The following is a 20,724-nucleotide window of genomic DNA, read 5'->3' as shown; positions in this document are numbered from 1 at the left end:
AGGACGTCACTGACGGCATAGATCGCCATGGCGGGACCAGAGAACGAGCATTGACTGTCGCTGTAAGACCGCGCGCCACTCATCTTCGATGATGCTGAACAGCTCGGAGTCTCGCCAACCGGCACGAATCAGCGCGGTGTGGCGATGCCGCCCTTCCCAGGTCATGCCGAGCTTGCTGAGCACCCGAGCCGATCCACATTTCGCGGGTCACAGGTGGCATGGATCCGGTGAAGGCCAATCTCCTCAAATCCTCGTCTGAGGAGCTCATTCCCTATCGCGGTTCCTACCCCTTGGCCCCACCCATGCGGGTGAACACCATCGGTGATCTCGCCTTGGCGTTGTTCTTGACTCCGGATGTGCAGCTCACCCATGCCAACCACGTCGCCGTCGATCCGCGCGTCACCGATTGAAGCACAAGCTGATCTTGCCAGTCGCGCTTGGCGGCGAGCTAAAGATGTGAATCAGGCACTCACGCACCGAACAAACGGGTTGACCGCCGGCAGCTTTGGGTGGAGTGCTGGGCCCCGCTCTGAGCGAGCCGGTAGGAGCGAGTGCCGGTGTCGATGATGGCGGCGTTGAAGGTGAGGCGGTCGACGATCGCGGCGCAGAGACGCGGCTCGGTGAAGGTCTTGGTCCAGGCGTCCTTCTCCCGAAGCTGTCCCCAGCCGTCAGGTAGCACTGATCGGACAGAACGCCTATTCCGTGCGGTTCCGGAATGACTGAGTCGCAGGTCAGCGCATCCGAGACGCTCTCCACGTGGATTCGAGCGCATCCCAGCGCCAACATCCGGTGTCGAGAACTCGGTCTCTGCTGTCCGGCGCGGACCCCGCGCGAGCTGTAACGATCGGTCTACTTGACGGGTGGGGCCACGCTCGGGAGGGGGACGCCGGGTCGTACTGATTGATCAGCGCACGGACAGCAGCGGTTACCTGATCACGGCCTGCCAGTAGGAGCGGACCGGTGAACCGGGTTTGGTGTCACATGCGTTGACCCTGTGCGGGATGATGATCGACGGTCGCCCTGTCGTGATCTCTGACGGGAGTCACTGACCAGCCGACCCCCTGGGGGGAGAGGTGCCTGATGGCCCTGCCGGTGTGACTGATGCGGGGGAGTGGCGCGCGAAGGCGTTGGCGAGAGCGGTCGAGGCGCTCTGCTGGGATCTCGGGGATGTCGGCGGATGTGTCGGGCTCGTCTGGGGGCTGGTGGGTGTGGCGCCACTGGTCGAGGAAGTGGTCGGTGACGAGGTGGTCGAGCGTCCTGGCACTGGGACTAGGGTGAGTGAATGGCCAAGCGTCCGTCGACGTCGCGCAGCAGGTTAGGCTCCGTCGGGTTGGATGCCGGTGCGGCATGCGTATGCGTCCTGGCCTTCTGGCTGCCTCTGGACGGTCGGCTCGGACCGTACATGTCGGGCGGGCTGGTCGTGCTGTTCTTCGGCGGCATGCTACTGCGGTCGCTGTTGCCGCTTGTCGCGGTCGGCGTCGTCACCGTGGTGACCATCACCGGGCTGGCTCTGGGGTTGGCCGCCGATCCGTTCGTCGCCGTTGCGTGGACGCTTTATCCCGTGGCGGTGACGTGGGGTACTCCGAGGTCGCTGTCCATCGTCAAGGCGGCGGCGGGCTTGGTTGTGATCGCGATCGCCTTGTTCGGCACCGCCGACGGCGCGAGCGGCGTGCTGCGGTTCATCATGCTGAGCCTGCTCGCACTGGCCGGGTCATGGCTGCTGGGCGGCACGACGCGGCGGGCGGTGCTGGAAGCCGAGCACGCGACGCGGGCGGAGTCGCAGGCGGCGGTGGCGGCCGAGCGGCTGCGCGTGGTGCGGGAGTTGCACGACGTCGTCTCCCACTCGCTGGGCACGATCGCGGTGACGGCGGGGGTGGCGGCTCGGGTGGGCGCCGATGACCCCGGCCGGCTGCGGGACAGGCTGGAGCGGATCGAGGTGGTCAGCCGGCAGGCGCTGGATGAGCTGCGTACCACGCTGACATTCGTCCGTGTTGGAGAGGAAGGCGCCGAGCGCCGGCCCCAGCCGGGCATCGGGGATCTGCTGGACCTGGCTGAGCGTGCGAGAGGCGGGGGTGTCAGGGTGAGCATGACGGTGACGGGTGTCGACACCGTGTCGCCGAGTATCGGCTTGGCCGTGTACCGCGTCGTGCAGGAAGGGCTGACGAACGCCGTTCGGCACGCTTCTGGAGCGCACTGCGCCGTGACGGTGTGCGGTCGGGGCGGCGACGTCCTGGTCACCGTCGCCGACGACGGTGCAGGGCCGCGGACGCCTCACGGCGAGCCAGGGTATGGACTGGTCGGCCTGCGGGAGCGGGTGGAACTGCTCGGCGGCGGCTTCGCCGCCGGGCCGCGCCCCGGCGGCGGGTTCGAGGTGAGCGCGACCATCCCGTTGCCAGAGGCGGTGGCACATGAGTGAGCATGCGGCTGGGCGCATCGGGGTGCTGATTGCCGAGGACGAGGACCTGTTGCGGGCCTCGCTGCATGAGCTCGTGGACAGCGACCCACGGTTGGTCACCACAGGTGAGGCGCGCGACGGACAGGAGGCGGTCGACGCGGCAGAGCGGCTCCTTCCCGACGTGGTCCTCATGGACATCCGCATGCCCGTCATGGACGGCCTTACGGCGACCCGCATCATCTGCGAGCGGCAGCCGGCCGCCAAGGTCGTAGTCCTGACGACGTTCGACCTCGACGAGTACGTCTACGAGGCGCTGCGCGCGGGCGCCTCGGGGTTTCTCCTGAAGAACGCCGTCCCAGAGGACATCCTGCGGGCGATCCTCACCCTCCACGACGGCAACGCCATGCTCGCCCCCGAGGTGACCAGGCGCCTGATCGCGGACTATTCCCAGGGCAGGAGCCGGCCGCGGCCGGGCCCGTCCCCGTTCGACGTGTTGACCGAGCGCGAGCGGGATGTCGTGGCGGCCATCGTCCAGGGCATGTCGAACGAGGAGATCGCCGCGGCACTCTTTCTCAGCAGGGCCACGGTAAAGACCTATATGAGCCGGTTGTTTCTCAAGCTCGGCGTGCGGGACCGAACCCAGCTCGTCATCCTTGCTTACGAGTCCGGCTACGTGGACGGTCTCGGCTGACGGCCTGGTGTCAACCTTTGGCCGATGCGCCCGGCACGGCGCGCTTGGAACGCTGGAGACCGTGATCGAGATAGTTGGACTCAGCAAACGCCGTGCGGCGAAGCTCGTTGTGGACGACGCCCACTTCACGGCCGCCCCGGGCCGCGTGACCGGGTTCCTCGGCCCGAACGGCGCCGGGAAATCGTCCACGCTGCGCATCCTGCTCGGCCTGGACCGCGCCGACTCCGGGGCCGCGTTGATCGGCGGCAGGCCGTACCGGAAACTCCGCGACCCGCTGCGCACGGTCGGGTCGCTGCTCGAGGGGAGCGGCGCCCACCGGTCCAGGACCGCGCGTGCTCACCTGTCATGGGTGGCGCGCAGCAACGGCATCCCGAAGGCCCGGGTGGGTGCGGTGCTGGAACAGACCGGGCTGGCGGACGTCGCGGGCAAGCGCGTCGGCACGTTCTCGCTCGGCATGGGGCAGCGGCTCGGTGTGGCGGCGGCCCTGCTCGGCGAGCCGGAGGTGCTCATTCTCGACGAGCCGGTCAACGGCCTCGACCCGGACGGCATCCGCTGGATCAGGCGGCTGCTGAAGGAGTACGCGAAGGCAGGGCGCACCGTGCTGGTCTCCAGCCATCTGATGAGTGAGATGGCGGAGACCGCCGACGACCTGGTGGTGATCAGCGGGGGCAGGATCGTCACCACAGGCCCGCTCGCCGAGGTCACCGCCGGGCACGCCTCACTGGAGGAGGCGTTCTTCGCCCTGACGAATCCCGGCCACCCCTCGCGTGACGCACGGAGCAAGTCGTGACCTTGAGGAACGCCATCGCCGCCGAACTCAGGAAGCTGCTCGCCCTGCCCTCGGCCCTGCTCGCCCTCGCCCTGAGCGCATTGTCCACGCTCGGCTTCGCCGCCATGTCCGCCAACTCCATGCGGAACAAGCTCGACCTCGGAGACCCCACCGCGCTGACTCACACCTCCACGATGGAGGTCGGCTTCAACCTCATCCCGGCGGGTATCGTCGGCGCGATCGTGCTCGGCGTCGTCATCGTCAGCAGCGAGTACGCGCCCAACAGCAAGGACGCCGGTGGCGGTCGGCAGATCCTGACCAGCCTCACCTGCACGCCGCGGCGCGGCATGTTGCTCGCGGCCAAGACGATCGTGCTGATCCTCGTCACCGGCGCGCTCTCCGCCGTCACGATCTCCGTCACCATCGCGCTGTCACAGGTCCTGCTCGGCGCGCATGGCAACCCTCTGGGTGAGGTGCTGACAGCCCTCGGCTGGCGGGCAGCAGGGGGCGTCGCATACTGGGTGCTCATCGGGGTGATCGCCTTTGCTGTCACCGTCATGACCCGCAGCGGCATCGTGCCGCTGATCGCGTTCATCGCCAACACCACGCTGGTGTCGGTCACCTTCATGCTGACCAGACTCACCCCGCTGGCGAACTACCTGCCCGACGTGGCAGGGGCCGCCATGATCGGGGTCTTCATGCCCACGGAAGGCATGCTCGATCCGTTGCCTGGCGGCCTCGTCATGACCGCCTGGGCCGCTGGGCTGCTCGCCGTCGCCGCTCGCGTGTTCGTCCGGCGGGACGCCTGACATGACCAACGGTTTCCGGAACATCGTGGCGGCGGAGCTCGTCAAGCTCCGCACCCTGCCCGCAACGCTGATCACCACCGTCACGACCGTGACCGGCACGGCCATGCTCGCGATCGTCTTCGCCGCGGGGCGGGAACGGCTCGGCGGCTCCCCCTCGGCGGCCGAGGCCGCGCTTGGCGTCCTCGAGTATGGGCAGGTCGGGTTCATCCTGCTCGGAATCCTGGCTGTCGCCACCGAGTACGGCGGCAGCCAGATCCGCACGAGCCTCGCCGCCGTCCCGGGCCGTACGCTGCTCATGGCGGGGAAGACGATCGCCTACGTGGTGGCCGCGTCGCTGACCGCGCTGCTGACCATCGGCGTATCCCTTCTGGCGGCCCGGCTCACGCCGGGCATGAGCTGGGCCGGGGGGCGCCTCGGCGTACTGGCCGGGGCCGGTGCCTACCTTGTGCTGATCGGCCTGCTCGGCTACGCCGTCGCCGTCCTGGTCCGAGACCTCATTGCAGCTCTGGTCACCATGCTGGCGCTCGTACTGGTCGTGCCGCCTCTTCTGACGGGCCACACCACGTTGGCGGCCTACCTGCCCAGCCGCGCCGGGATGCGCATGTACGAGATCGGACCGGCGCTGCAGGAGGACCTCACACCCGTCCAGGGCGCGGGCATCCTCACCGGGTGGCTGGTACTCGCGCTCGCCACCGCTGTGATCTCCTTCGTCAAGAGGGACACATAGCGGCGACTCGACCTCGTCGCCGATCCCGGTGCCGGCAGGAACACCATGCCGGCCTGACTCGATGGCCCGAGTAGCAGTCGATGACGGACTTCTTCGCCGGGCCCGTGTCCGAGGACCGCGACGAGGACGAGGACGACCTCGATGACCGCTCCGACCACTACTGGAGGGCCGCCTGCCTCGCAGTCATCGACCACACCACCGGAGCACGGCTGACCAGCGAATGGCTGAAGCCGCCGCACCCCTACGTGATGGTCCGCATGCCCGACGTGACCCGCTGACCCCTGAACCGGTCAGCGCCTGGGCTGCGTACGCGGGAAGCGATCATTCTCTTCTCGGGAAGCGATCTTCTCAACCTCTCTTCCGCCCCAGGCCAGCCCTATTCGTGAACACCCCACCAGAGGCCGTTCTTGAAACGGCTGGACTGATGTTGACGGGATCCCGTCTGATCATCAAGATCGGGCGGGATTTTGTCGTTTCAAGGGTTTCCGAATCTGGTTCGTCCTGGCTGTGCGGTGCCAAAACGCGGACACCGCTGTTGAGCTGGCCGTTTGCCGGACGGTCAGGCTGCTCTGCGGTACTCGCTAATCAGCCCGGTGACGGTCCTCCGGCGGTGGATCGGGGTGGCTACGTCGATCACTTCGCTGGGGTCGTGCAGCGGAGGGCGGAGGGTGCGGCCCTGATGCGGGCGATGATGGTTGAAATGGTGTTCGTACTCGCTCAGGACCTTGCGCAGGTGCCGCTCGCCATGGATGAGCGGGTGATCGAGGCACTCTCGGCGTAGTGTTCCCACGAATCGTTCGGCGAACGCGTTCGCTCGTGGGGACCGGACGGGCGTCTTGATGACCCGCATGCTGGCGGCGGCGAACGTCTCATCGAAGATGCGGGGGAACTTGCCGTCACGGTCTCGGATGAGAAACCTGAAGGCGTCGGCGCGTTCACGCAGGTCCATCAGCAGGTTCCGGGCTTGCTGGGTCGTCCATGCGCCCGTCGGGTTGGAGGTGACGCCCAGCAGGTGTACACGCCGTGTCTCGATCTCCATGACGAAGAAGACGTACAGTCGTTTGAGGAACACGGTGTCGACGTGCAGGAAGTCGCAGGCCAAGATGCCGGAGGCTTGCGAAGTAAGGAACTGTCGCCAGGTCGGTGACGCCTGGCGTGGCGCTGGATCGAGGCCGGCCGCGGCGAGGATCCGGCGGATGGTGCCCTCCCCGATTCGATGGCCGAGGCCGAGCAGTTCGCCTTGGATCCGCCGGTGCCCCCATCGGGGATTCTCTCTGGCCAGCCGTATCACCAGATCACGCAGCTCGTCCGGTATCGGTGGACGTCCGGCTGTGTTTGGGTAGGTCCATCGTTGGCTGATCAGGCGGCGGTGCCAGGCCGGCAAGGTGCCCGGCGTCACGATCCGATGGAGGCGAAGCCGTATGAGGAGCAGTCGCGCCAGTGCGGCCGGCAGCGCCCGATCGGCCCAGTCCGGTTGCGGCCGGGAGACTTGACGACGCAGGACTGCGACCTCATGACGCAGCAGCAAGATCTCTACGTTCTTGGAGGTGTCGCGCCCCGCGTAAGTGGCGTCAACCAGCCGAGCGACCGGACCATCAGCAGATACGGCAGGCGTAGGAACACGAGTGCTGAGGATAGAAGGCCCGGTCAGACGCCATGGGCGAGTTTTGGCACCGCACAGGCTCCATGCATGGCAGCTCGTGGCCGCCCTGCTCGAGCCGGGACGGCGGGTGGGCGTCGACCGATCGGCAGGCGCGTCTGCGGGCGAAGTCCCAGCTCACGTGCCGATGGACACCAGTCACCCGGAGGCAGCACGTACGACTGGGGTCTTAGTCCCCAAGGGGGAAGGACGCGGGGTGTAGTGGGCCGATGTTCGGTTCGGGGGTGGATGGCGGGAAGGAGAGGTTCCGCGACACTGAGCAGCCTCCTTTCCTCGAAAGAAGGTCATCTGCCCATGTTCGAAAGGTTGTCCGATCGCGCATCGTCGATCGTGTTCATCGTGCTGACCCTGACGATCGCGCTGGCCACGGCCGGCGTCGCGGAAGGGCTCGTCCTCGCCTTCTCGCCGTTGCTCGCCGTACTGGTGATGCTGCTCGTCCTCACGAGGGAGGGATATTCTCGCGAGGGGTGGCGACGGCTTGGGATGGGACGACTGGGCCTGCGGACCTGGCCGCTGGCAGGTGCCACCACCGCCGGTGTGTGCCTGCTGGCCACGGCGGGCACCGTCGTGTTCGGCTTCGCCCGATGGTCGGTGCAAGGCGAGTGGCTGCAGTCGGCGCTCGTCATGTGCGTCACGGGCCCGATCCTGGCGTTCGCCGAAGAGATCGGCTGGCGAGGCTATCTGCAGCCGCGGCTGGCCCACCTGGGCGAGCGGTGGGCGATGCTTGTCACCGGTCTGGTGTGGATCGCCTGGCATCTGCCCTACATCCTGTTCACGCCTTACTACCACAGCGAAGGGAACCGCGGCCTGGTGCTCGTGCTGTTCAGCGGCTCGGTGATCGCGTTCTCCTTCCTGTTCGGTCATCTCAGGATCATGTCGGGCAGCGTCTGGCCCGCCGTGCTGGCACACTTCGCGCACAACGCCACCTTCGCCCTGCTGCTGGAACATGCGATCGCGAGCGGGCGGCCCGTGGTGGTGCGCGAGTACCTGGCCGGCGACACCGGGCTGTTCGTCCTCATCGGTACGGCGGCCTGCGCCCTGGCGATCGGGGTCAGTCGGTCCGCCGGGCGGCATCGGCCGGTCCCTGTGTCCGGGCGAGGATGACCGCCTGGATGCGGTCGCGTAGCTGGAGTTTGCGCAGCACCGAGCCGAGATGTGTCTTGACGGTCGACTCCGCCACCTGAAGCCGTGCGGCGATCTCGGAGTTGCTGAGGCCGAGCCCGACCGCCGCGAAGATCTCACGTTCGCGGGTGGTGAGGCGGTCGAGCCGGGACGGGACAGCGGGCTCGTGATCAGCGCGGGCCGCGGGCGGCGTGAGGACGAAGGAGTCGATCAGGCGGCGGACGAGCCTCGGCGCGACGGGGGCCTCGCCGGCGGCCGCGGCCCGGATGGCCGCCAGCAGGTCCGCCGCACCTGCGTCCTTGACCAGGAATCCGCTCGCGCCGGCGCGCAACGCGGCGAGGAGAAGGTCGTCGTCGTCGAATGTCGTCAGCATGACGACGCGTGGAGGAGCGGGAGCGGCGAGCAGCCGCCGGGTGGTTTCCACACCGTCCAGACCTGGCATGCGTATGTCCATCAGGACGACGTCGGCGCGGTGCTCGGGCCGCCGCAGGGCATCGAGTGCCGTCTGCCCGTCGCCGGCCGATCCGACGACCCGCAGGTCCGCGGTGGCGTCCAGAATCAGCGCGAAGCCGGCCCGCACCAACTCCTGGTCGTCGACGAGGAAGACGCGGATGGGCCGACTATCGCTCGTCATCGGACACTTCCTTCCTTTCCGCACGGTGCATGCCCAAGGTGATGGGATGCGCCGGACCGGCGGCCACGGTGATCGGGATCGCGGCCTCGACCACGAAGCCGCCGCCCGGGGGAGAGCCGGCCTCCAGCACACCGCCGAGCGCCCGCAGACGCTCGGACATCCCGACGAGCCCGTAGGAGCTCGTGGGCGACTGGGCCTGTCCGGCGTCCTGGGCGCCGACGCCGTCGTCCTCGACGCGGACCGTGATCTCTGCCCGCGCCCGCCGAAGGGTCACCCGGGCCGTGGCATGCGGGCCGGCGTGCTTGAGCACGTTGGTCAGGGACTCTTGAACGACACGGAGCACAGCGGATCGTACCGCGGGAGGGGCGCCGTCGAGCACGGCATGGTCGGCCTCCACGTCGACCGGGAGTCCCGCCGCCCTCACCGACTCCACCAGCTGAAGCATCTCGGCCAACCCCGCCTGTCCCCGGCGGTCGGCGTCCGGCTCGTCCGGACCGGCGCCGTTGTCAGAGTCGTGGTCGGGGTCGCGGAGCACCTCGATGACGCCGCGTACCTCGGCCAGAGCTGATCGCGCGGTACGCCCGATCGTTGCAACGGCATTCGCGGCGTTCGCACGGTCCCACGGCTGGGCGTGCTGGGCGGCGTACTCGGCGCCGTCGGCCTGCACGATCACCACGGTGAGCGAGTGGGCCACGATGTCGTGAATCTCCTGTGCCGCGGTGACGCGCCGTTGTTGTGCTGCGAACCGTTCGCGTTGCAACCGGCTCTCCTCCAGCCGCGTGCTCGCCTCGTGCAGTGCGCGCATGTTGGCCTGACGACCGCGGACGAGGTTGCCGTTGACCCAGACGAGCAGGGACAAGGCAGTCAGGAACACCGCCGTCTCGATCACGTTCGCCACGTAGTCCGGCGGGGTGCTCCAGCGAAGGGCGGCCAGCACCGCGCCGCTGAGCGCGGCGCCCAGACCGAGCAGGCGGATCGTGAGCGACGCGACATGTGCGGCGACGGAGTAGATCACGATCCCCTGCGGGATGTTCGCCGGCAACGGCTCGTTGAAGAACACGAGCTGGATGCCGAAGACCACGGCCGTCCAGACGAGAACCGCGACAGGATGCCGTCGCCGGACAGCGAGCGGGAGGATGGCCGCGGTGGCCAGGAGGAAGGCGAACGGGCCCGCCCACGCACTCCACAGGCCGAACACCAGCCAGAGCAGAGCGGCCAGCGCCAGGTCGAGGCGGCGAGGATGTCGCCGTGACCATTGGTCGATTCGGGCCGCGAGGAAGGGCCGCTGCCTCACGAAGCCTCCCGACCGCCGTGTCTTCCGAGGCGGGCAATTGTGACATGCGGGTCGCCGACAATCTATCTGGAGTGGCTGTGCGCCGTGGCCCGCGCTGACGTGGAACAGCCCCTCTTCTCCTGGGCCGGCTTCCGCTGATGATGGTCGGGAGCACCTGCCTCGGTATTCGCGCTGAGCCGTCGTCCAGTCTGGCGACCGTCGGGAGAAGGCACGTACCAGGCGATGGCGTGGTGCGCCTCACCGGGCAAGGTGTCCGGGTCGAACAGGACCCTGCTCGCTCCCCCGGGCTCACGCACCATCAGCGCGAGTACGCCGGCGCCCGGTTCGCGCGCCAGGTAGAAGATCCTGTCGCCCGCCGACGTGAAGTTCGAGTACTGCGGGAGCGCGCCACCCAGGTCGCGGATCCGGGTCAGCAGCTCCTCCCGGCGGGGCAGGGTGTCCAGCTGCTCGAGGGCATGGCCGGCCTGGCCGTCGAGCCGGCGGTGGAACTCCTCGCCGTCCGCCTCCATCCACCGGTAGGGATCACTTCGAGTGTGATGCCGTGGAGGGTTTCGCGCACGACGTCCACCCGGGCGATCGCGGGTTCGGTGATGTCGCTCATAGGCGCGTGATCATAAGCCGGAGATCAGCGACTCATCGGACCTTGGATCACGCGCCTGTTCATCAGTCGGGACAACCGGTGCGGCGCGATCCGCCTGATCGTCAATGCCACGCTGAAGGCGCTCGATGTGGCCCCTTGGGGGGAGGGCACCTCGTGCGCGTCGGACTCGTGCAAGTCGGGCTCGTGGGCGGCCAACGCCATGACCGAGTGGCATCAGCGCTATGGCGGGCCAGGGATCATGGTGTACTGGCATGCCGCGCGAGCTCAGCGCGTATGGTCGGTGCGGTTCCACCATGCGGCGGTGGCGATGGCGCCGATCGTCCCGGTGGCCGCGACCAGCAGCAGCCCGGCCGGGCCGGGCGGGTCCTGGCCCGCGCCGGCGATGCCGGTGAACAGGCCGGGCACCGACCAGGGGAAGACGGCACCGTAGCCGAGCGCGGCGATGATCTGGGAGGCGAAGATGATGCCGAACAGCACGCCGACGGCGGCCAGGTAACCGCGCCCCATACTGGCCGCCAGGGCCAGCGGCGTGGTGGTCAGCGCGGCCAGACCCGCCGCGGCCACGAGGCGTGCGACTCCGGTGGCCGCGACCGGCGCCGACCAGCCGGGCAGGGCGAGCACCGCGCCGATCAGCAGGCCCAGCCCGGCGAGCAACAGGGCCAGCAGCAGCGCCCACATGGCGGCCACGGTGAACTTGGCGGCCACGACGGCGGTTCGCGAGGTGGGCAGGGCGAGCAGGTCGGTGGCGGTGCGGTCGCTGAACTCCCGGCCGAACAGCCAGATGGCGATCAGCCCGTAAATGCCCAGCCCGCCGACCGCGACGGCCTGGGCGAGCAGGGCGAGGTAGCCGGGCCAGTCGGCGGTGGCGCCCGACAGTTGGGCCTTGCCGCCGAGCAGGCCGAACGCCCGTGCGCGGACGGGGTCGGCCAGGATGAACATGAACATCCCGCACACCAGCGCGGCGATGGTGAAGGCCAGCGCGGTGATCCAGGGCAGGCGGCTGCGCCGTACCTTGAGCAGTTCGGCCCACAGTGCCTCACGCATGTCCGCTGCCTTCCTCTGGTGCGACCGTACGTAGGAAGAACGCCTCCAGGTCCTCTTCCTCCAGATGGAGCTCGGTGGGCGGCACCCCGCCGTGCACGAGGACGGTGGCGACCTGTTCCGGCTCGGCCAGGGCGCGCGGGTCGGCGAGCAGCAGACCGGTCGGCGTGGCGGGTTCGGGATGGTAGCCGTGGGCGCGGAGCAGTGCTCGGGCGGCTTGGTCGTCGCGGGTGGCCAGGCGCAGGTGGCGGCGGCGGTGATGATCCAGTTGGTCGGCGTCATGTTCGCCGAGCAGGTGGCCGTGGTGCAGGATGCCGATGCGGGTGGCCAGGCGGGCGACCTCGGCCAGCAGGTGGCTGGACAGCAGCACGGTGGTGCCGTGCTGCTGGGCCAGCTCGGCGAGCAGGGCGCGGATCTCGGCGACGCCTGCGGGGTCGAGGGCGTTGCCGGGTTCGTCGAGGATGAGCAGGTCGGGGGCGTGGATGAGGGCTCTGGCCAGGGCCAGGCGCTGGAGGTTGCCGAGCGAGAGGGTGCGGGCGCGGCGGTCGGCGTAGGGGGTGAGCGCGAGGCGTTCGATGATGTCGTCGGCGCTGCCGGGCAGGCGGCGGAGGCGGCGTACCACGGTCACGTTCTCGCGCACGGTGAGCTCGGGGTAGGCGGCGGCAGCCTCCACCAGGTAGCCCACCCGCGCCCACGCGGAGCGGTCGCCGGCGGACACGTCGGAACCCAGGACGCGCACGACCCCGGCGGTGGGCGCGATCATGCCGAGCAGCATGCGGATCAGGGTCGTCTTGCCTGCACCGTTGAGGCCAAGCAGGGCGTAGATCTGGCCCCTCTGCACACTGAGGCTGACGTCGTCGACGGCCACGAGGCCGGTGTAGCGCTTGGTCAGGCCGGCCACCTCGATGACCGGGGCGCCTGCGCTGCCCATATGGTGCTCCTTCATCGCCCGGTGATGGCCGGCAGGATGCACAGGCCGTACACGGTCTCCACCTCACACCTCTTTGACGGCGTTGCGGCGACGCAGGCGGGCGACGGCGAAGGCGATGACAAGAGCCCCGGACCATCGCGAGTAGATCGTCCACCCTCGGCTCCCGGCGTGCGGGCCCCGTGCCAGCTCGAGCGGCATGGCCACCAGCGCGGCGAACAGCACCAGGCCGGCCAGCCCGTGGACGCGGCCCGCGGTGGTGACCACCTCGGGCCGGCCCGGCGGATAGCCGAGTGCCGGATCAGTGGGCACGATCTCTGCCACGACCATCGCCAGACCACCGGCCACCAGGAGGAACGGCGCCCAGACGGCGGCCCGGCCGGGAGGAAGAACACGGCGTATCCCGGCGGCGAAGGCGAGCAGCAGGAGCCCGCCGATCATGAAGTTGGCCGTTTGCAGCCAGCCGCGTCCGCCGGTGCCGAGCTGGCTGGCGCCGTTGTGCCAGAGGCTGTAGCCGGGCCGGGTGGCGCCGTCGATCAGGAGCAGCACTGGGACGAGTACGCCGGCGGCGATGCCGCAGCCGAGAAGGGGCGTGGTCGGGCGCATGGGGAGCAAGCCTCCTAGCTCCGCGATCGAAAGATCGCGGGCCGACCAGGCTTCCCGGCTCACCGACGTTCGCGCCCCTTCTGGGGCACGTTCATACAGACGCCTGGAATGTAACACCTGGCTGCCCGCCCGGCCAGATCTCACACGGCTTCAGCCCTTGATGAAGCGACGGGTCATGTACCGGCGCACCGGTGGCAGGGACGCGAGCCGCAGCGGAAGCAGGCTCAGCCACAGCACCAGGGGGTTGGCCGGGGCGTAGACGCCTTTGACCCGGCGGCCGAGCTTCTGCTTGCGCTCGGCCTCGGGACGGATCGCGGCCTCCCACGCGGCCAACGCGGCGGGGAGGTCTCCGGGGTGGGCGGCCAGTTCGGTGCCGAGCCGGTCGGCGCCGCCGACGGCCAGCGACGAGCCGTACCCGGCGAACAGGGTGACGCACCAGGCGGCGTCGCCGAGCAGCACCACCCGGCCCTTGCTCCAGGACGGGGCGACGACCTGGCTGATGGTGTCGAAGTAGACCGAGTCGGCCCGCGCAAGCCCGGCGAGGGCTTCCGGGATGACCCAGCCGAGGTCGCCGTAGACGCGTCCCAGCTGGGTGGCGACGTCCTCGCCCGGGCGGGCGTGGTCGGTGCGGTAGCCGAAGAAGGCCACGTTGCGGCCGTCGCCGACGCTGATGACCGCCGCGGTACGACCGTTGGACGACAAGGTGCCGGTCGCGCCGGGCGCGATGGTGGCGGGCAGCCGGTCCAGCATGAAAACGGCGACCTTGTGCTGCAGGTCGAGCAGGAAGTCCTCCTCCGGGCCGAACAGCAGGGCGCGCGTGGCCGAGTGCAGGCCGTCGGCGCCGATCAGCAGGTCGGCCTCCTCGACCGAGCTGTTGCTCAGGGTGACGCGGACGCCGTGGTCGTCCTGGTCGACGTGGGTGAGGGTGGTGCCGAAGCGGATCTCGGTGTGGTCACGGACCTTGTCGTACAGGACGGCTTCGAGGTCACCGCGCAGGATGGTGATCGAACGCGGCCCGGTGGTGGCGGCGATGGTGGCGCGATCGAGCGCGAAGCGGCGGGAGCCGTCGCGCTTGTGGTAGACGAGCTCGGTGGTGTCGAAGGCTTTGGCTCGCAGGTCGGACACGATGTCCATGTGTTCGGCGGCGTCGTAGCCGATGCCGCCGAAGGTGACCGCGTAGCCGCCGCCGCGGCGGGCCGGGGCGCGTTCGACGATGAGGGTGTCCCAGCCGATCTGGTGCAAGCGCAGGGCGGTGGCCAGGCCGGCGATGCCGGCTCCGATGATGACGGCGCGCATGATGGGGTGCTTTCTTCAGTGGGAGAGCTGATCGAGCAGCCGCTGTTCGGCGGCGGCATCCAGCCAGGTGTCGGGGGAGGGGGCGTCGGCGCGGGGTGCCGGGTCGCCTTCGGCCTGGAGCCAGGCCCAGGTGGCGGCGAGCGTCTCGCGCAGCGGGCGGGTGGTGAGCCCTTCGGCCAGGGCGGCGCTGACGTCGGCGTCGTGCATGCCGCTCGGCACGCCCCCGTCGGGCAGCCGTAGCCCGAACTCCATGCCGAGCGGCAGGCCGTGCTGCAGGAGCAGCTCCGGCGGCGTCCACACCAGTTCGGTGTCGAAGCCGGTGACGTCCAGCGCCGTGGTGAGCAGGTCGCCGAGGGTGGTCGCGCCCGGCGGGCCGGTCACGGTGAAGGCCCCGTTCAGGCCGCGTTCGGCCGAACGCAGCATCCAGGTGGCCAGGTCCCGGACGTCGAGATACTGCAAGGGCGTCTGGGCGGGAGCGGGGGCCAGGACGCGTCCGCCCTTCTCCAGGCGGCGCAGCCACCACGGGATGCGGCCGACGTCCTCGTACGGGCCGAGAATCATCCCTGCCCTGGCCAGCAGTGCCCGCTCGCCGAAGGATTCCAGGACGGCGAGTTCGCCGCCGCGCTTGGCCGCGGCGTAGTCGGCGTCGTCCGTACTGGCGAGGTCGCCGTCGACCAACGGCGCCTGCTCGTCGGCGTCCGCCGGCCAAGGCCAGCGGTGTACGCCCCGGCTGGAGACGTATCCGTAGTGCCCGGCCCGGCCGGACAGCAGGCGGGCGCTGTCACGCACCACCTTGGGCGCCCAGGCCCAGGTGTCGATGACCGCGTCCCACTCGGTGTCGCCCAGTGCGTGCCGTACGGACTCGGTGTCGGTGCGGTCGCCGAGCAGCGGCCACACGCCGGGCGCGGGGGCGCGGCTGAGTCCGCGGTTGAGCGTGCTCACCTCATCGCCCCGCTCCAGCGCGGCCTCCACGACGGCGCGGCCCACGTGGTGGGTGCCGCCGAGAACCAGTAGTTTCACGATGCTCCTGAAGAGAGGGGCAGCCAGAGGGCTGACGGGCGCTGATGGTCGTGGAAGATCTCGTGCTCCGAGGCGCGCAGGTTCGTGCCGGTCGCGAGCGACCCGCCGGCGCCGCCATGACGGCCGTGCCGTCGGCCGGACGATGGCGTCGCGCACAAGGGCCGGGATGGCGGGGCAGGCATCGGGTCGTCTCCTGGGGTCGGCAATGCTGCTCGCCGACCAGGCTTCCCGGCACACCATCGTGTCCTCTCACGGAGGGGCCGATGTGATGACTGTATCGAAGTTTCAGAAATTACTGAAGAGTGAGTGTGTTCGATAGCCTGCCTCTTGAGAAGGAGGCGCCTTGAACGACAGGTCTGAACAGTGGCAGGCGGCGGAACGGCTGGCCCTGACCTTGATCGAGGGCGGGCTTCAGCGCATGCCCGCTCGCACGCTCGCGGTCTTCCTGTTCACCGATCAGGACAGTGTCACCGCCGGCGAGATCGCCGAACGGCTTGAGGCCAGTGCGGGATCGGTCTCCGGCGCCATCAAATCGCTGCTGGCCGTCGGACTGATCGAACGCCTGCCCGCCCCCGGCAGCCGCCGTGAGCACTACCGACTCCGTGACGACGCCTGGGCCACCCTGTTCACCAGCCAGAACACCGTCATCCAGGCCATGCTCCAAGCCGCGATCGCCGGAATCGCCGCCACCGAGGAGGGCGATCCCGCTCGGCGGCGCCTGACGCAAATGCACGCCTTCTACGAATTCCTACTCGGCGAACTTCCCGCCCTGCTGCACCGCTGGCACCATCAAAGCGGCTGACTCCGGCCAAGACCTCGTCAAGGCGGCCCCGTCACAGTAGGTAGCGAAGCCACAGATACGGCGCCACCAGGGCGACGGTGACAACGGTGACGATCAGGCCGTACGTGGTGAACCGCCAGAAGCTGATCGGGGTGCCGTTGCGGGCGGCGATGCCCAGCACCACGACGTTGGCGACGGCGCCGACGGCGGTGGCGTTGCCGCCGAGGTCGGCGCCGAAGGCCAGCGCCCACCACAGCACCTGCCCGGGCCCGTTGCCGCCTTCGGCCTGCACCAGTTGTTCCACGATCGGGCTCATCGTGGCGACGTAGGGGATGTTGTCCACGATGGCCGACACCACCGCCGAACGGCCCAGCAGCCCCATCGTGGTCAGCTCGGGCCGACCGGCGGTGGCCGCGACCGCGGCCTGCGACAGCTGTCCGATGACGCCGGTCTCGACCAGGGCGCCCACCATGACGAACAATCCGGCGAAGAACACCAGCGTCGGCCATTTCACCTCGGCGATGGCCTGCTCGGTGCTTACCTTGGTGGCAGCCACCAGCACGCCTGCGCCCAGCAGCGCGACCACCGACGGCTCGTAGTGCAGCACCGGATGCAGCACGAACGCGGCCATCACCAGGGCCAGCACGGCCGGCGACTGCCACGGCAGCCGCCGGTCGGCGATCGCCTCACGCTCGTCCAACGCCATGACCTGTCCGGCGCGCTCGGGGTCGTAGCGGAACGACCGGCCGAACAGCAGCCAGCACAGGGCGACGAACACCACCATCAGGACGATGATCACCGGCGCCATGTGGACGAGGAAGTCGTTGAAGCTCAAGCCGCCGCGGCTGGCGATGATGATGTTGGGCGGATCGCCGACCAGCGTGGCTGCGCCGCCGATGTTGGACGCCATCGCCTCGGCGATCAGGAACGGCACCGGGCTGACCGCCAGCCGCTCGCACACCAGGAACATCACGGGCGCGATCAGCAGCACCGTGGTGACATTGTCCAGCAGCGCCGAGGCGACCGCGGTGATCAGCACCAGCAGCACCATCAGCCGGAACGGCCGGCCACGGGCCCGTTTGGCGGCCCAGATCGCCAGCTACTCGAAGACGCCGGTCTCCTTGAGCACCCCGACGATGACCATCATGCCGAGCAGCAGGAAGATAACGTTCCAGTCGATGCCGGTGTGCCCGGAGAAGAACGCGGCCTTGGCATTGGTGGCGTGGATCAGGAGCATGATCCCGGCGCCGCCCAGCGCCGCCGCGACCCGGTGGACCTTCTCGGTGGCGATCAGCGCGTAGGCGGCCAGGAACGCCGCCACGCTCACCCAGGCGAGCACGCTCACGCGGGCAGCACTCGGTCCAGCAGCGCCTGCAGCGTCACCGCGCCCAGCAACCGCCCGTCGTCCACCACCGCCACCAGCGGGCTGCGGGTGCGTGCCATCAAGGAGGCGAGCTCCAGCACGGTGGCGTCGGGATCCGTGACCGGTAGCTCGCGCGGCCGCTCCGGCAGCGCCTCGCGCACGGTGCGACCGTCCAGTCCGCGCAGGAACGCGTCGGCATGGGCCTCGTCCACCACCCGGGCCAGCGCGGGATCGTCCACGCAGTAGCCGGGCACCGCCAGGCGCAGCACCTGGGTGCCGGGGAGGATCGTGAACGGCGTGCCGTCGTCCCCGACGACGATGAGGCCAGGCAGATCCTGGTCGGCGAGCAGGCGGGCCGCGTCGATCACCGGGCTGTCGAGCCCGACCGTGGGGAAGTCGGCAAGCAGGTCTCGGGCGCGCACCAGCACATCCTTTGCGTCAACGGGACAAGGACCTGCCGACCAGACTTCCCGGCGCACCTGCACACAACGTATCAGGACCCGTCAAGATCACAGCCGGCGCGCACAGGACAGGCAGCCGCCGGTCGATCAGCGGCAGCGTCTTCCAGACGCTTTGTCGTGGCGCCGGCGCCTCCTCTCCTCTGCGGTCAGGGACTGGATCGGGAAGCCGTCCAACAGGACGGCGTCGTGTCCGGTCCCGGCGGGCTGCGGCGCGATGCCGCCGTCAAGAACCCGTTAGTGTGCGTCTCCGGCGCCGCTGTTAAGGTAATCGCCGGTGCGCCGGGAAGTCTGGTCGGCAACGATTTCGACGACGACCGGAGCCCCTTTCCATGATCCTTGTTTGCGTGGCCGAGTGATGGGCGCCCTGCTGACCGCGTTCGCGGGCCTGCTGCTGCTGGCGGTGCTGCTGTCCAGCCTGGCCCACCGCACCGTGCTGTCCACGGCGGCGTTGTTCCTGGTGGCCGGGTTCGTGCTCGGCGACGGCGTGCTCGGCGTGGTCTCGCTCAAGCCCGACGACGACCTGGTGGCGACGCTGGCCGAACTGGCGCTGTTCGCGGTGCTGTTCACCGACGGCATGCGGGTGGGCTGGGCCGAGCTGCGCAGCGCGTGGCGGCTGCCGGGGCGGGCGCTCGGCTGGGGCCTGCCGCTCACCCTGGTCATCACCGCCGCCGGCGCGCACTACCTGCTCGGGCTGGGCTGGGTTGAGTCGCTGCTGATCGGCGCGATCCTGGCGCCCACCGACCCGGTGTTCGCCGCCGCCCTGGTCGGCAACGAGAAGGTGCCGCCCCGGCTGCGGCAACTGCTCAACGTCGAGTCCGGCGTCAACGACGGGCTCGCGCTGCCGTTCGTCATCCTGTTCCTGGCGATCGCGTCGGGCTCGGCCGACCTGCACCTCGGCGAGCTGGGGCTGGAGCTCGGCCTCGGCGTGCTCATCGGCGTGGCGATCCCGTGGGCGGCGATCAAGCTGGAGCAGACCCGCTGGTTCGCCGCCTCCACCGCCTACGAGCCGCTCAACGCCCTGGCCATCGGCCTGCTGGTGCTGGCCGTGGGCAAGGCCACGCACGGCAACCTGTTCCTGGCCGCGTTCTCCGCCGGGATCACCGTGGCGACCTTCGGGCAGCGGCAGCGGGAATCGTTCGAGCACTTCGGCGAGCTCATCGCGGAGATCTTCAAGCTGGCGGCGCTGCTGGTGTTCGGAGCGCTGATCACGCCGTCGCTGCTGGGCTCGGTGGGCTGGCAGGGGTGGCTGTTCGCGATCCTGGCGCTGGTGGTGGCGCGGCCGGTGGCGATCTGGCTGTCGTTCCTGCGTTCCGGGCTGACGGTGCGCGAGCAGGCGGCGGTGGCGTGGTTCGGCCCGAAGGGGTTCGCGTCGGTGGTGTACGGGCTGCTCGTGCTCGCCTCCGGGATCGCCGCCGCGCAGCAGGTGTTCCAGATCGTCGCCGTCACCATCGTGGCCTCGATCCTGCTCCACTCCTCCACCGACATTGTCGTGGCCCGCGGCTTCGACGACGAGCACGACGTCCCGGCCTGGTTCGGCCGCCTCCGCAAACGCGAACAGACGCCGTGAGACGGCCGTACGGACTCCTCGACCGCTTCCAGCACCCGGCCAGGTGATCGTCACCGCGTTCGCCGCCGCGGCCCTGATCGGCACCGCCCTGCTCGCCTCGCCGATCGCCACCGAGTCGGGCGAGTCGGCGGGCTGGCTGACTGCCCTGTTCACCGCGACGTCCGCGGTGTGCGTCACCGGCTTGGTGGTCGTGGACACCGCCACCCACTGGTCGGTGTTCGGCGAGTGGGTGATCGCCGGGCTGATCCAGGTCGGCGGGCTGGGCATCATGACCCTGGCGACGCTGTTCACCGTCCTGGTGACCGGACGCCTCGGCCTGCGCGCCAGGATGTTCGCCCAGGCCGAGACCAAGACCCTGCACATGACGGACGTCCGGCACGTGGTCCGCAAGGTGGTGGTCTTCAGCCTGGTCTGCGAGGCCGTCGCGGCGCTGGTCCTGACCGGCCGGTTCCTGCTCGGCTACGGAAAGCCGAAATCGGATCTCGGATGCCTCAGGTCGCGTTTTCAAGGTGATGAGGGGTCGCGGCGCGGCGGTCGTTGGTAAACGACGGGGCCTCCGGTGGTTGGTTCAACGACGAAGAAGAGCCAATTACCGGAGACCTCGTGGCCGGCGTAGCGGTGACGAGGCGGCACGACCTGACCGACGGGCAGTGGGCAGCGCTGGAGCCGCTGTTACCCGCCGCCTCGGACCGCGGTCGTCCGCCGAAATGGAGCAGGCGCCAGTTGATCGACGCCATCCGGTGGCGGGTACGGACGGGTGCGCCGTGGCGGGACGTCCCCGCGTTGTACGCACCTTGGTCCACCGTCTACGGCCGGTTCCGCCGCTGGCAGCGTGATGGCACCTGGGCCAAGATCCTGGCCGCGTTGCAGACGCGGGCGGACGCCGAAGGGAAGATCGGCTGGACGGTGAGCGTGGACTCCACGACCAGCCGTGCCCATCAGCACGCCGCGGGGGCGCG

23 protein-coding genes and 3 pseudogenes are annotated in these 20,724 nt (G+C 69.5%); 12 read left to right on the top strand and 14 right to left on the bottom strand.

Going from position 1 to position 20,724, the window contains the following annotated elements; translation table 11 throughout:
• Positions 1-6 precede the first annotated feature (6 nt).
• From ACWCSU_RS51480 to ACWCSU_RS51470, 3 genes are all read right to left on the bottom strand, one after another.
• A complete protein-coding gene (locus ACWCSU_RS51480; RefSeq protein WP_449944727.1) occupies positions 7-183 on the bottom strand; it encodes a hypothetical protein in 177 nt (58 codons plus the stop codon).
• Positions 162-371 (bottom strand): GNAT family N-acetyltransferase, encoded by a 210-nt coding sequence (locus tag ACWCSU_RS51475; protein WP_449944709.1) that lies wholly within the window; start codon positions 369-371, stop codon positions 162-164. The genes ACWCSU_RS51480 and ACWCSU_RS51475 overlap by 22 nt, the downstream gene beginning before the upstream one ends.
• A 98-nt stretch (positions 372-469) precedes the next feature.
• Positions 470-679 (bottom strand): ATP-binding protein, encoded by a 210-nt coding sequence (locus ACWCSU_RS51470; protein ID WP_449944706.1) that lies wholly within the window; start codon positions 677-679, stop codon positions 470-472.
• A 603-nt stretch (positions 680-1,282) separates the two neighbouring features.
• Here ACWCSU_RS51470 and ACWCSU_RS51465 point away from each other — a divergent pair.
• From ACWCSU_RS51465 to ACWCSU_RS51440, 6 genes are all read left to right on the top strand, one after another.
• On the top strand, positions 1,283-2,416 hold the full coding sequence (locus ACWCSU_RS51465; protein ID WP_449944703.1) for a sensor histidine kinase: 1,134 nt from the start codon (positions 1,283-1,285) through the stop codon (positions 2,414-2,416).
• A complete protein-coding gene (locus ACWCSU_RS51460) occupies positions 2,409-3,086 on the top strand; it encodes a response regulator transcription factor (protein WP_449944701.1) in 678 nt (225 codons plus the stop codon). The genes ACWCSU_RS51465 and ACWCSU_RS51460 overlap by 8 nt, the downstream gene beginning before the upstream one ends.
• 61 nt (positions 3,087-3,147) lie before the next feature.
• Entirely contained in the window at positions 3,148-3,876 is a 729-nt protein-coding gene (locus ACWCSU_RS51455; RefSeq protein ID WP_449944699.1) for an ABC transporter ATP-binding protein, read from the top strand.
• Complete coding sequence (locus tag ACWCSU_RS51450) at positions 3,873-4,664, top strand: ABC transporter permease (RefSeq protein ID WP_449944697.1); 792 nt, start codon at positions 3,873-3,875, stop codon at positions 4,662-4,664. The genes ACWCSU_RS51455 and ACWCSU_RS51450 overlap by 4 nt, the downstream gene beginning before the upstream one ends.
• A 1-nt stretch (position 4,665) precedes the next feature.
• Positions 4,666-5,391: an ABC transporter permease gene (locus ACWCSU_RS51445; RefSeq protein ID WP_449944694.1), complete on the top strand. Its 726-nt coding sequence runs from the start codon at positions 4,666-4,668 to the stop codon at positions 5,389-5,391.
• An 80-nt stretch (positions 5,392-5,471) separates the two neighbouring features.
• The gene (locus ACWCSU_RS51440; RefSeq protein ID WP_449944691.1) at positions 5,472-5,669 is read left to right on the top strand and encodes a hypothetical protein; all 198 of its coding nucleotides are present in this window, start codon (positions 5,472-5,474) and stop codon (positions 5,667-5,669) included.
• Between the two features lie 281 nt (positions 5,670-5,950).
• Here the strand turns inward: ACWCSU_RS51440 and ACWCSU_RS51435 are convergent, their stop codons facing one another.
• Positions 5,951-6,919 carry an integrase core domain-containing protein gene (locus ACWCSU_RS51435; RefSeq protein ID WP_449944688.1) on the bottom strand — a complete coding sequence of 323 codons (969 nt, stop codon included), beginning with the start codon at positions 6,917-6,919 and terminating at the stop codon, positions 5,951-5,953.
• A 438-nt stretch (positions 6,920-7,357) separates the two neighbouring features.
• Between ACWCSU_RS51435 and ACWCSU_RS51430 the strand changes: the two genes are divergently transcribed.
• Positions 7,358-8,155 carry a CPBP family intramembrane glutamic endopeptidase gene (locus tag ACWCSU_RS51430; RefSeq protein ID WP_449944685.1) on the top strand — a complete coding sequence of 266 codons (798 nt, stop codon included), beginning with the start codon at positions 7,358-7,360 and terminating at the stop codon, positions 8,153-8,155.
• Here ACWCSU_RS51430 and ACWCSU_RS51425 read toward each other — a convergent pair.
• The 3 genes and pseudogenes from ACWCSU_RS51425 to ACWCSU_RS51415 all read right to left on the bottom strand — a co-directional run.
• The gene (locus ACWCSU_RS51425; protein ID WP_449944682.1) at positions 8,103-8,807 is read right to left on the bottom strand and encodes a response regulator transcription factor; all 705 of its coding nucleotides are present in this window, start codon (positions 8,805-8,807) and stop codon (positions 8,103-8,105) included. The genes ACWCSU_RS51430 and ACWCSU_RS51425 overlap by 53 nt on opposite strands.
• Positions 8,794-10,101, bottom strand: coding sequence for a sensor histidine kinase (locus ACWCSU_RS51420; RefSeq protein WP_449944680.1), 1,308 nt, complete (start codon positions 10,099-10,101; stop codon positions 8,794-8,796). Before ACWCSU_RS51420 ends, ACWCSU_RS51425 begins: the two co-directional genes overlap by 14 nt.
• A 62-nt stretch (positions 10,102-10,163) precedes the next feature.
• Positions 10,164-10,631: pseudogene (locus ACWCSU_RS51415) on the bottom strand (hypothetical protein); the annotation flags it as partial.
• Positions 10,632-10,736: 105 nt separating this feature from the next.
• On the opposite strand from ACWCSU_RS51415, the pseudogene ACWCSU_RS51410 reads away from it, so the two are divergent.
• Positions 10,737-10,925 (top strand): annotated as a pseudogene (locus tag ACWCSU_RS51410) (Tn3 family transposase); the annotation flags it as partial.
• Positions 10,926-10,966: 41 nt separating this feature from the next.
• Here the strand turns inward: ACWCSU_RS51410 and ACWCSU_RS51405 are convergent.
• From ACWCSU_RS51405 to ACWCSU_RS51385, 5 genes are all read right to left on the bottom strand, one after another.
• A complete protein-coding gene (locus ACWCSU_RS51405) occupies positions 10,967-11,746 on the bottom strand; it encodes an ABC transporter permease (RefSeq protein ID WP_449944677.1) in 780 nt (259 codons plus the stop codon).
• Positions 11,739-12,674: an ABC transporter ATP-binding protein gene (locus tag ACWCSU_RS51400; RefSeq protein WP_449944674.1), complete on the bottom strand. Its 936-nt coding sequence runs from the start codon at positions 12,672-12,674 to the stop codon at positions 11,739-11,741. Before ACWCSU_RS51400 ends, ACWCSU_RS51405 begins: the two co-directional genes overlap by 8 nt.
• A gap of 63 nt (positions 12,675-12,737) precedes the next feature.
• Positions 12,738-13,277, bottom strand: a complete 540-nt coding sequence (locus ACWCSU_RS51395; RefSeq protein WP_449944671.1) for a DUF998 domain-containing protein — start codon at positions 13,275-13,277, stop codon at positions 12,738-12,740.
• 150 nt (positions 13,278-13,427) lie between these two features.
• On the bottom strand, positions 13,428-14,573 hold the full coding sequence (locus tag ACWCSU_RS51390; RefSeq protein WP_449944669.1) for an FAD-dependent oxidoreductase: 1,146 nt from the start codon (positions 14,571-14,573) through the stop codon (positions 13,428-13,430).
• Positions 14,574-14,588: 15 nt separating this feature from the next.
• Entirely contained in the window at positions 14,589-15,593 is a 1,005-nt protein-coding gene (locus ACWCSU_RS51385; protein ID WP_449944667.1) for a reductase, read from the bottom strand.
• 343 nt (positions 15,594-15,936) lie between these two features.
• On the opposite strand from ACWCSU_RS51385, the gene ACWCSU_RS51380 reads away from it, so the two are divergent.
• Positions 15,937-16,395, top strand: a complete 459-nt coding sequence (locus ACWCSU_RS51380; protein ID WP_449944665.1) for a GbsR/MarR family transcriptional regulator — start codon at positions 15,937-15,939, stop codon at positions 16,393-16,395.
• A 31-nt stretch (positions 16,396-16,426) separates the two neighbouring features.
• On the opposite strand, the pseudogene ACWCSU_RS51375 reads toward ACWCSU_RS51380, so the two are convergent.
• Both ACWCSU_RS51375 and ACWCSU_RS51370 read right to left on the bottom strand, forming a co-directional pair.
• A pseudogene (locus tag ACWCSU_RS51375) lies at positions 16,427-17,695 on the bottom strand (ArsB/NhaD family transporter).
• Between the two features lie 20 nt (positions 17,696-17,715).
• Complete coding sequence (locus tag ACWCSU_RS51370) at positions 17,716-18,159, bottom strand: CBS domain-containing protein (RefSeq protein WP_449944662.1); 444 nt, start codon at positions 18,157-18,159, stop codon at positions 17,716-17,718.
• A 379-nt stretch (positions 18,160-18,538) separates the two neighbouring features.
• Here ACWCSU_RS51370 and ACWCSU_RS51365 point away from each other — a divergent pair, with 379 nt between their 5' ends.
• The 3 genes from ACWCSU_RS51365 to ACWCSU_RS51355 all read left to right on the top strand — a co-directional run.
• Complete coding sequence (locus ACWCSU_RS51365; RefSeq protein WP_449944659.1) at positions 18,539-19,765, top strand: cation:proton antiporter; 1,227 nt, start codon at positions 18,539-18,541, stop codon at positions 19,763-19,765.
• Positions 19,766-19,808: 43 nt separating this feature from the next.
• On the top strand, positions 19,809-20,309 hold the full coding sequence (locus tag ACWCSU_RS51360) for a potassium transporter TrkG (RefSeq protein WP_449944656.1): 501 nt from the start codon (positions 19,809-19,811) through the stop codon (positions 20,307-20,309).
• Positions 20,310-20,368: 59 nt separating this feature from the next.
• Positions 20,369-20,724: IS5 family transposase (locus ACWCSU_RS51355; RefSeq protein WP_449944653.1), on the top strand; the 356-nt coding region annotated here is incomplete at its 3' end.

It is taken from the genome of Nonomuraea sp. NPDC001699, from assembly GCF_053596455.1.
Note: the sequence above shows the minus strand (reverse complement) of the source record. Positions and strands in the feature narration are given on the sequence as shown.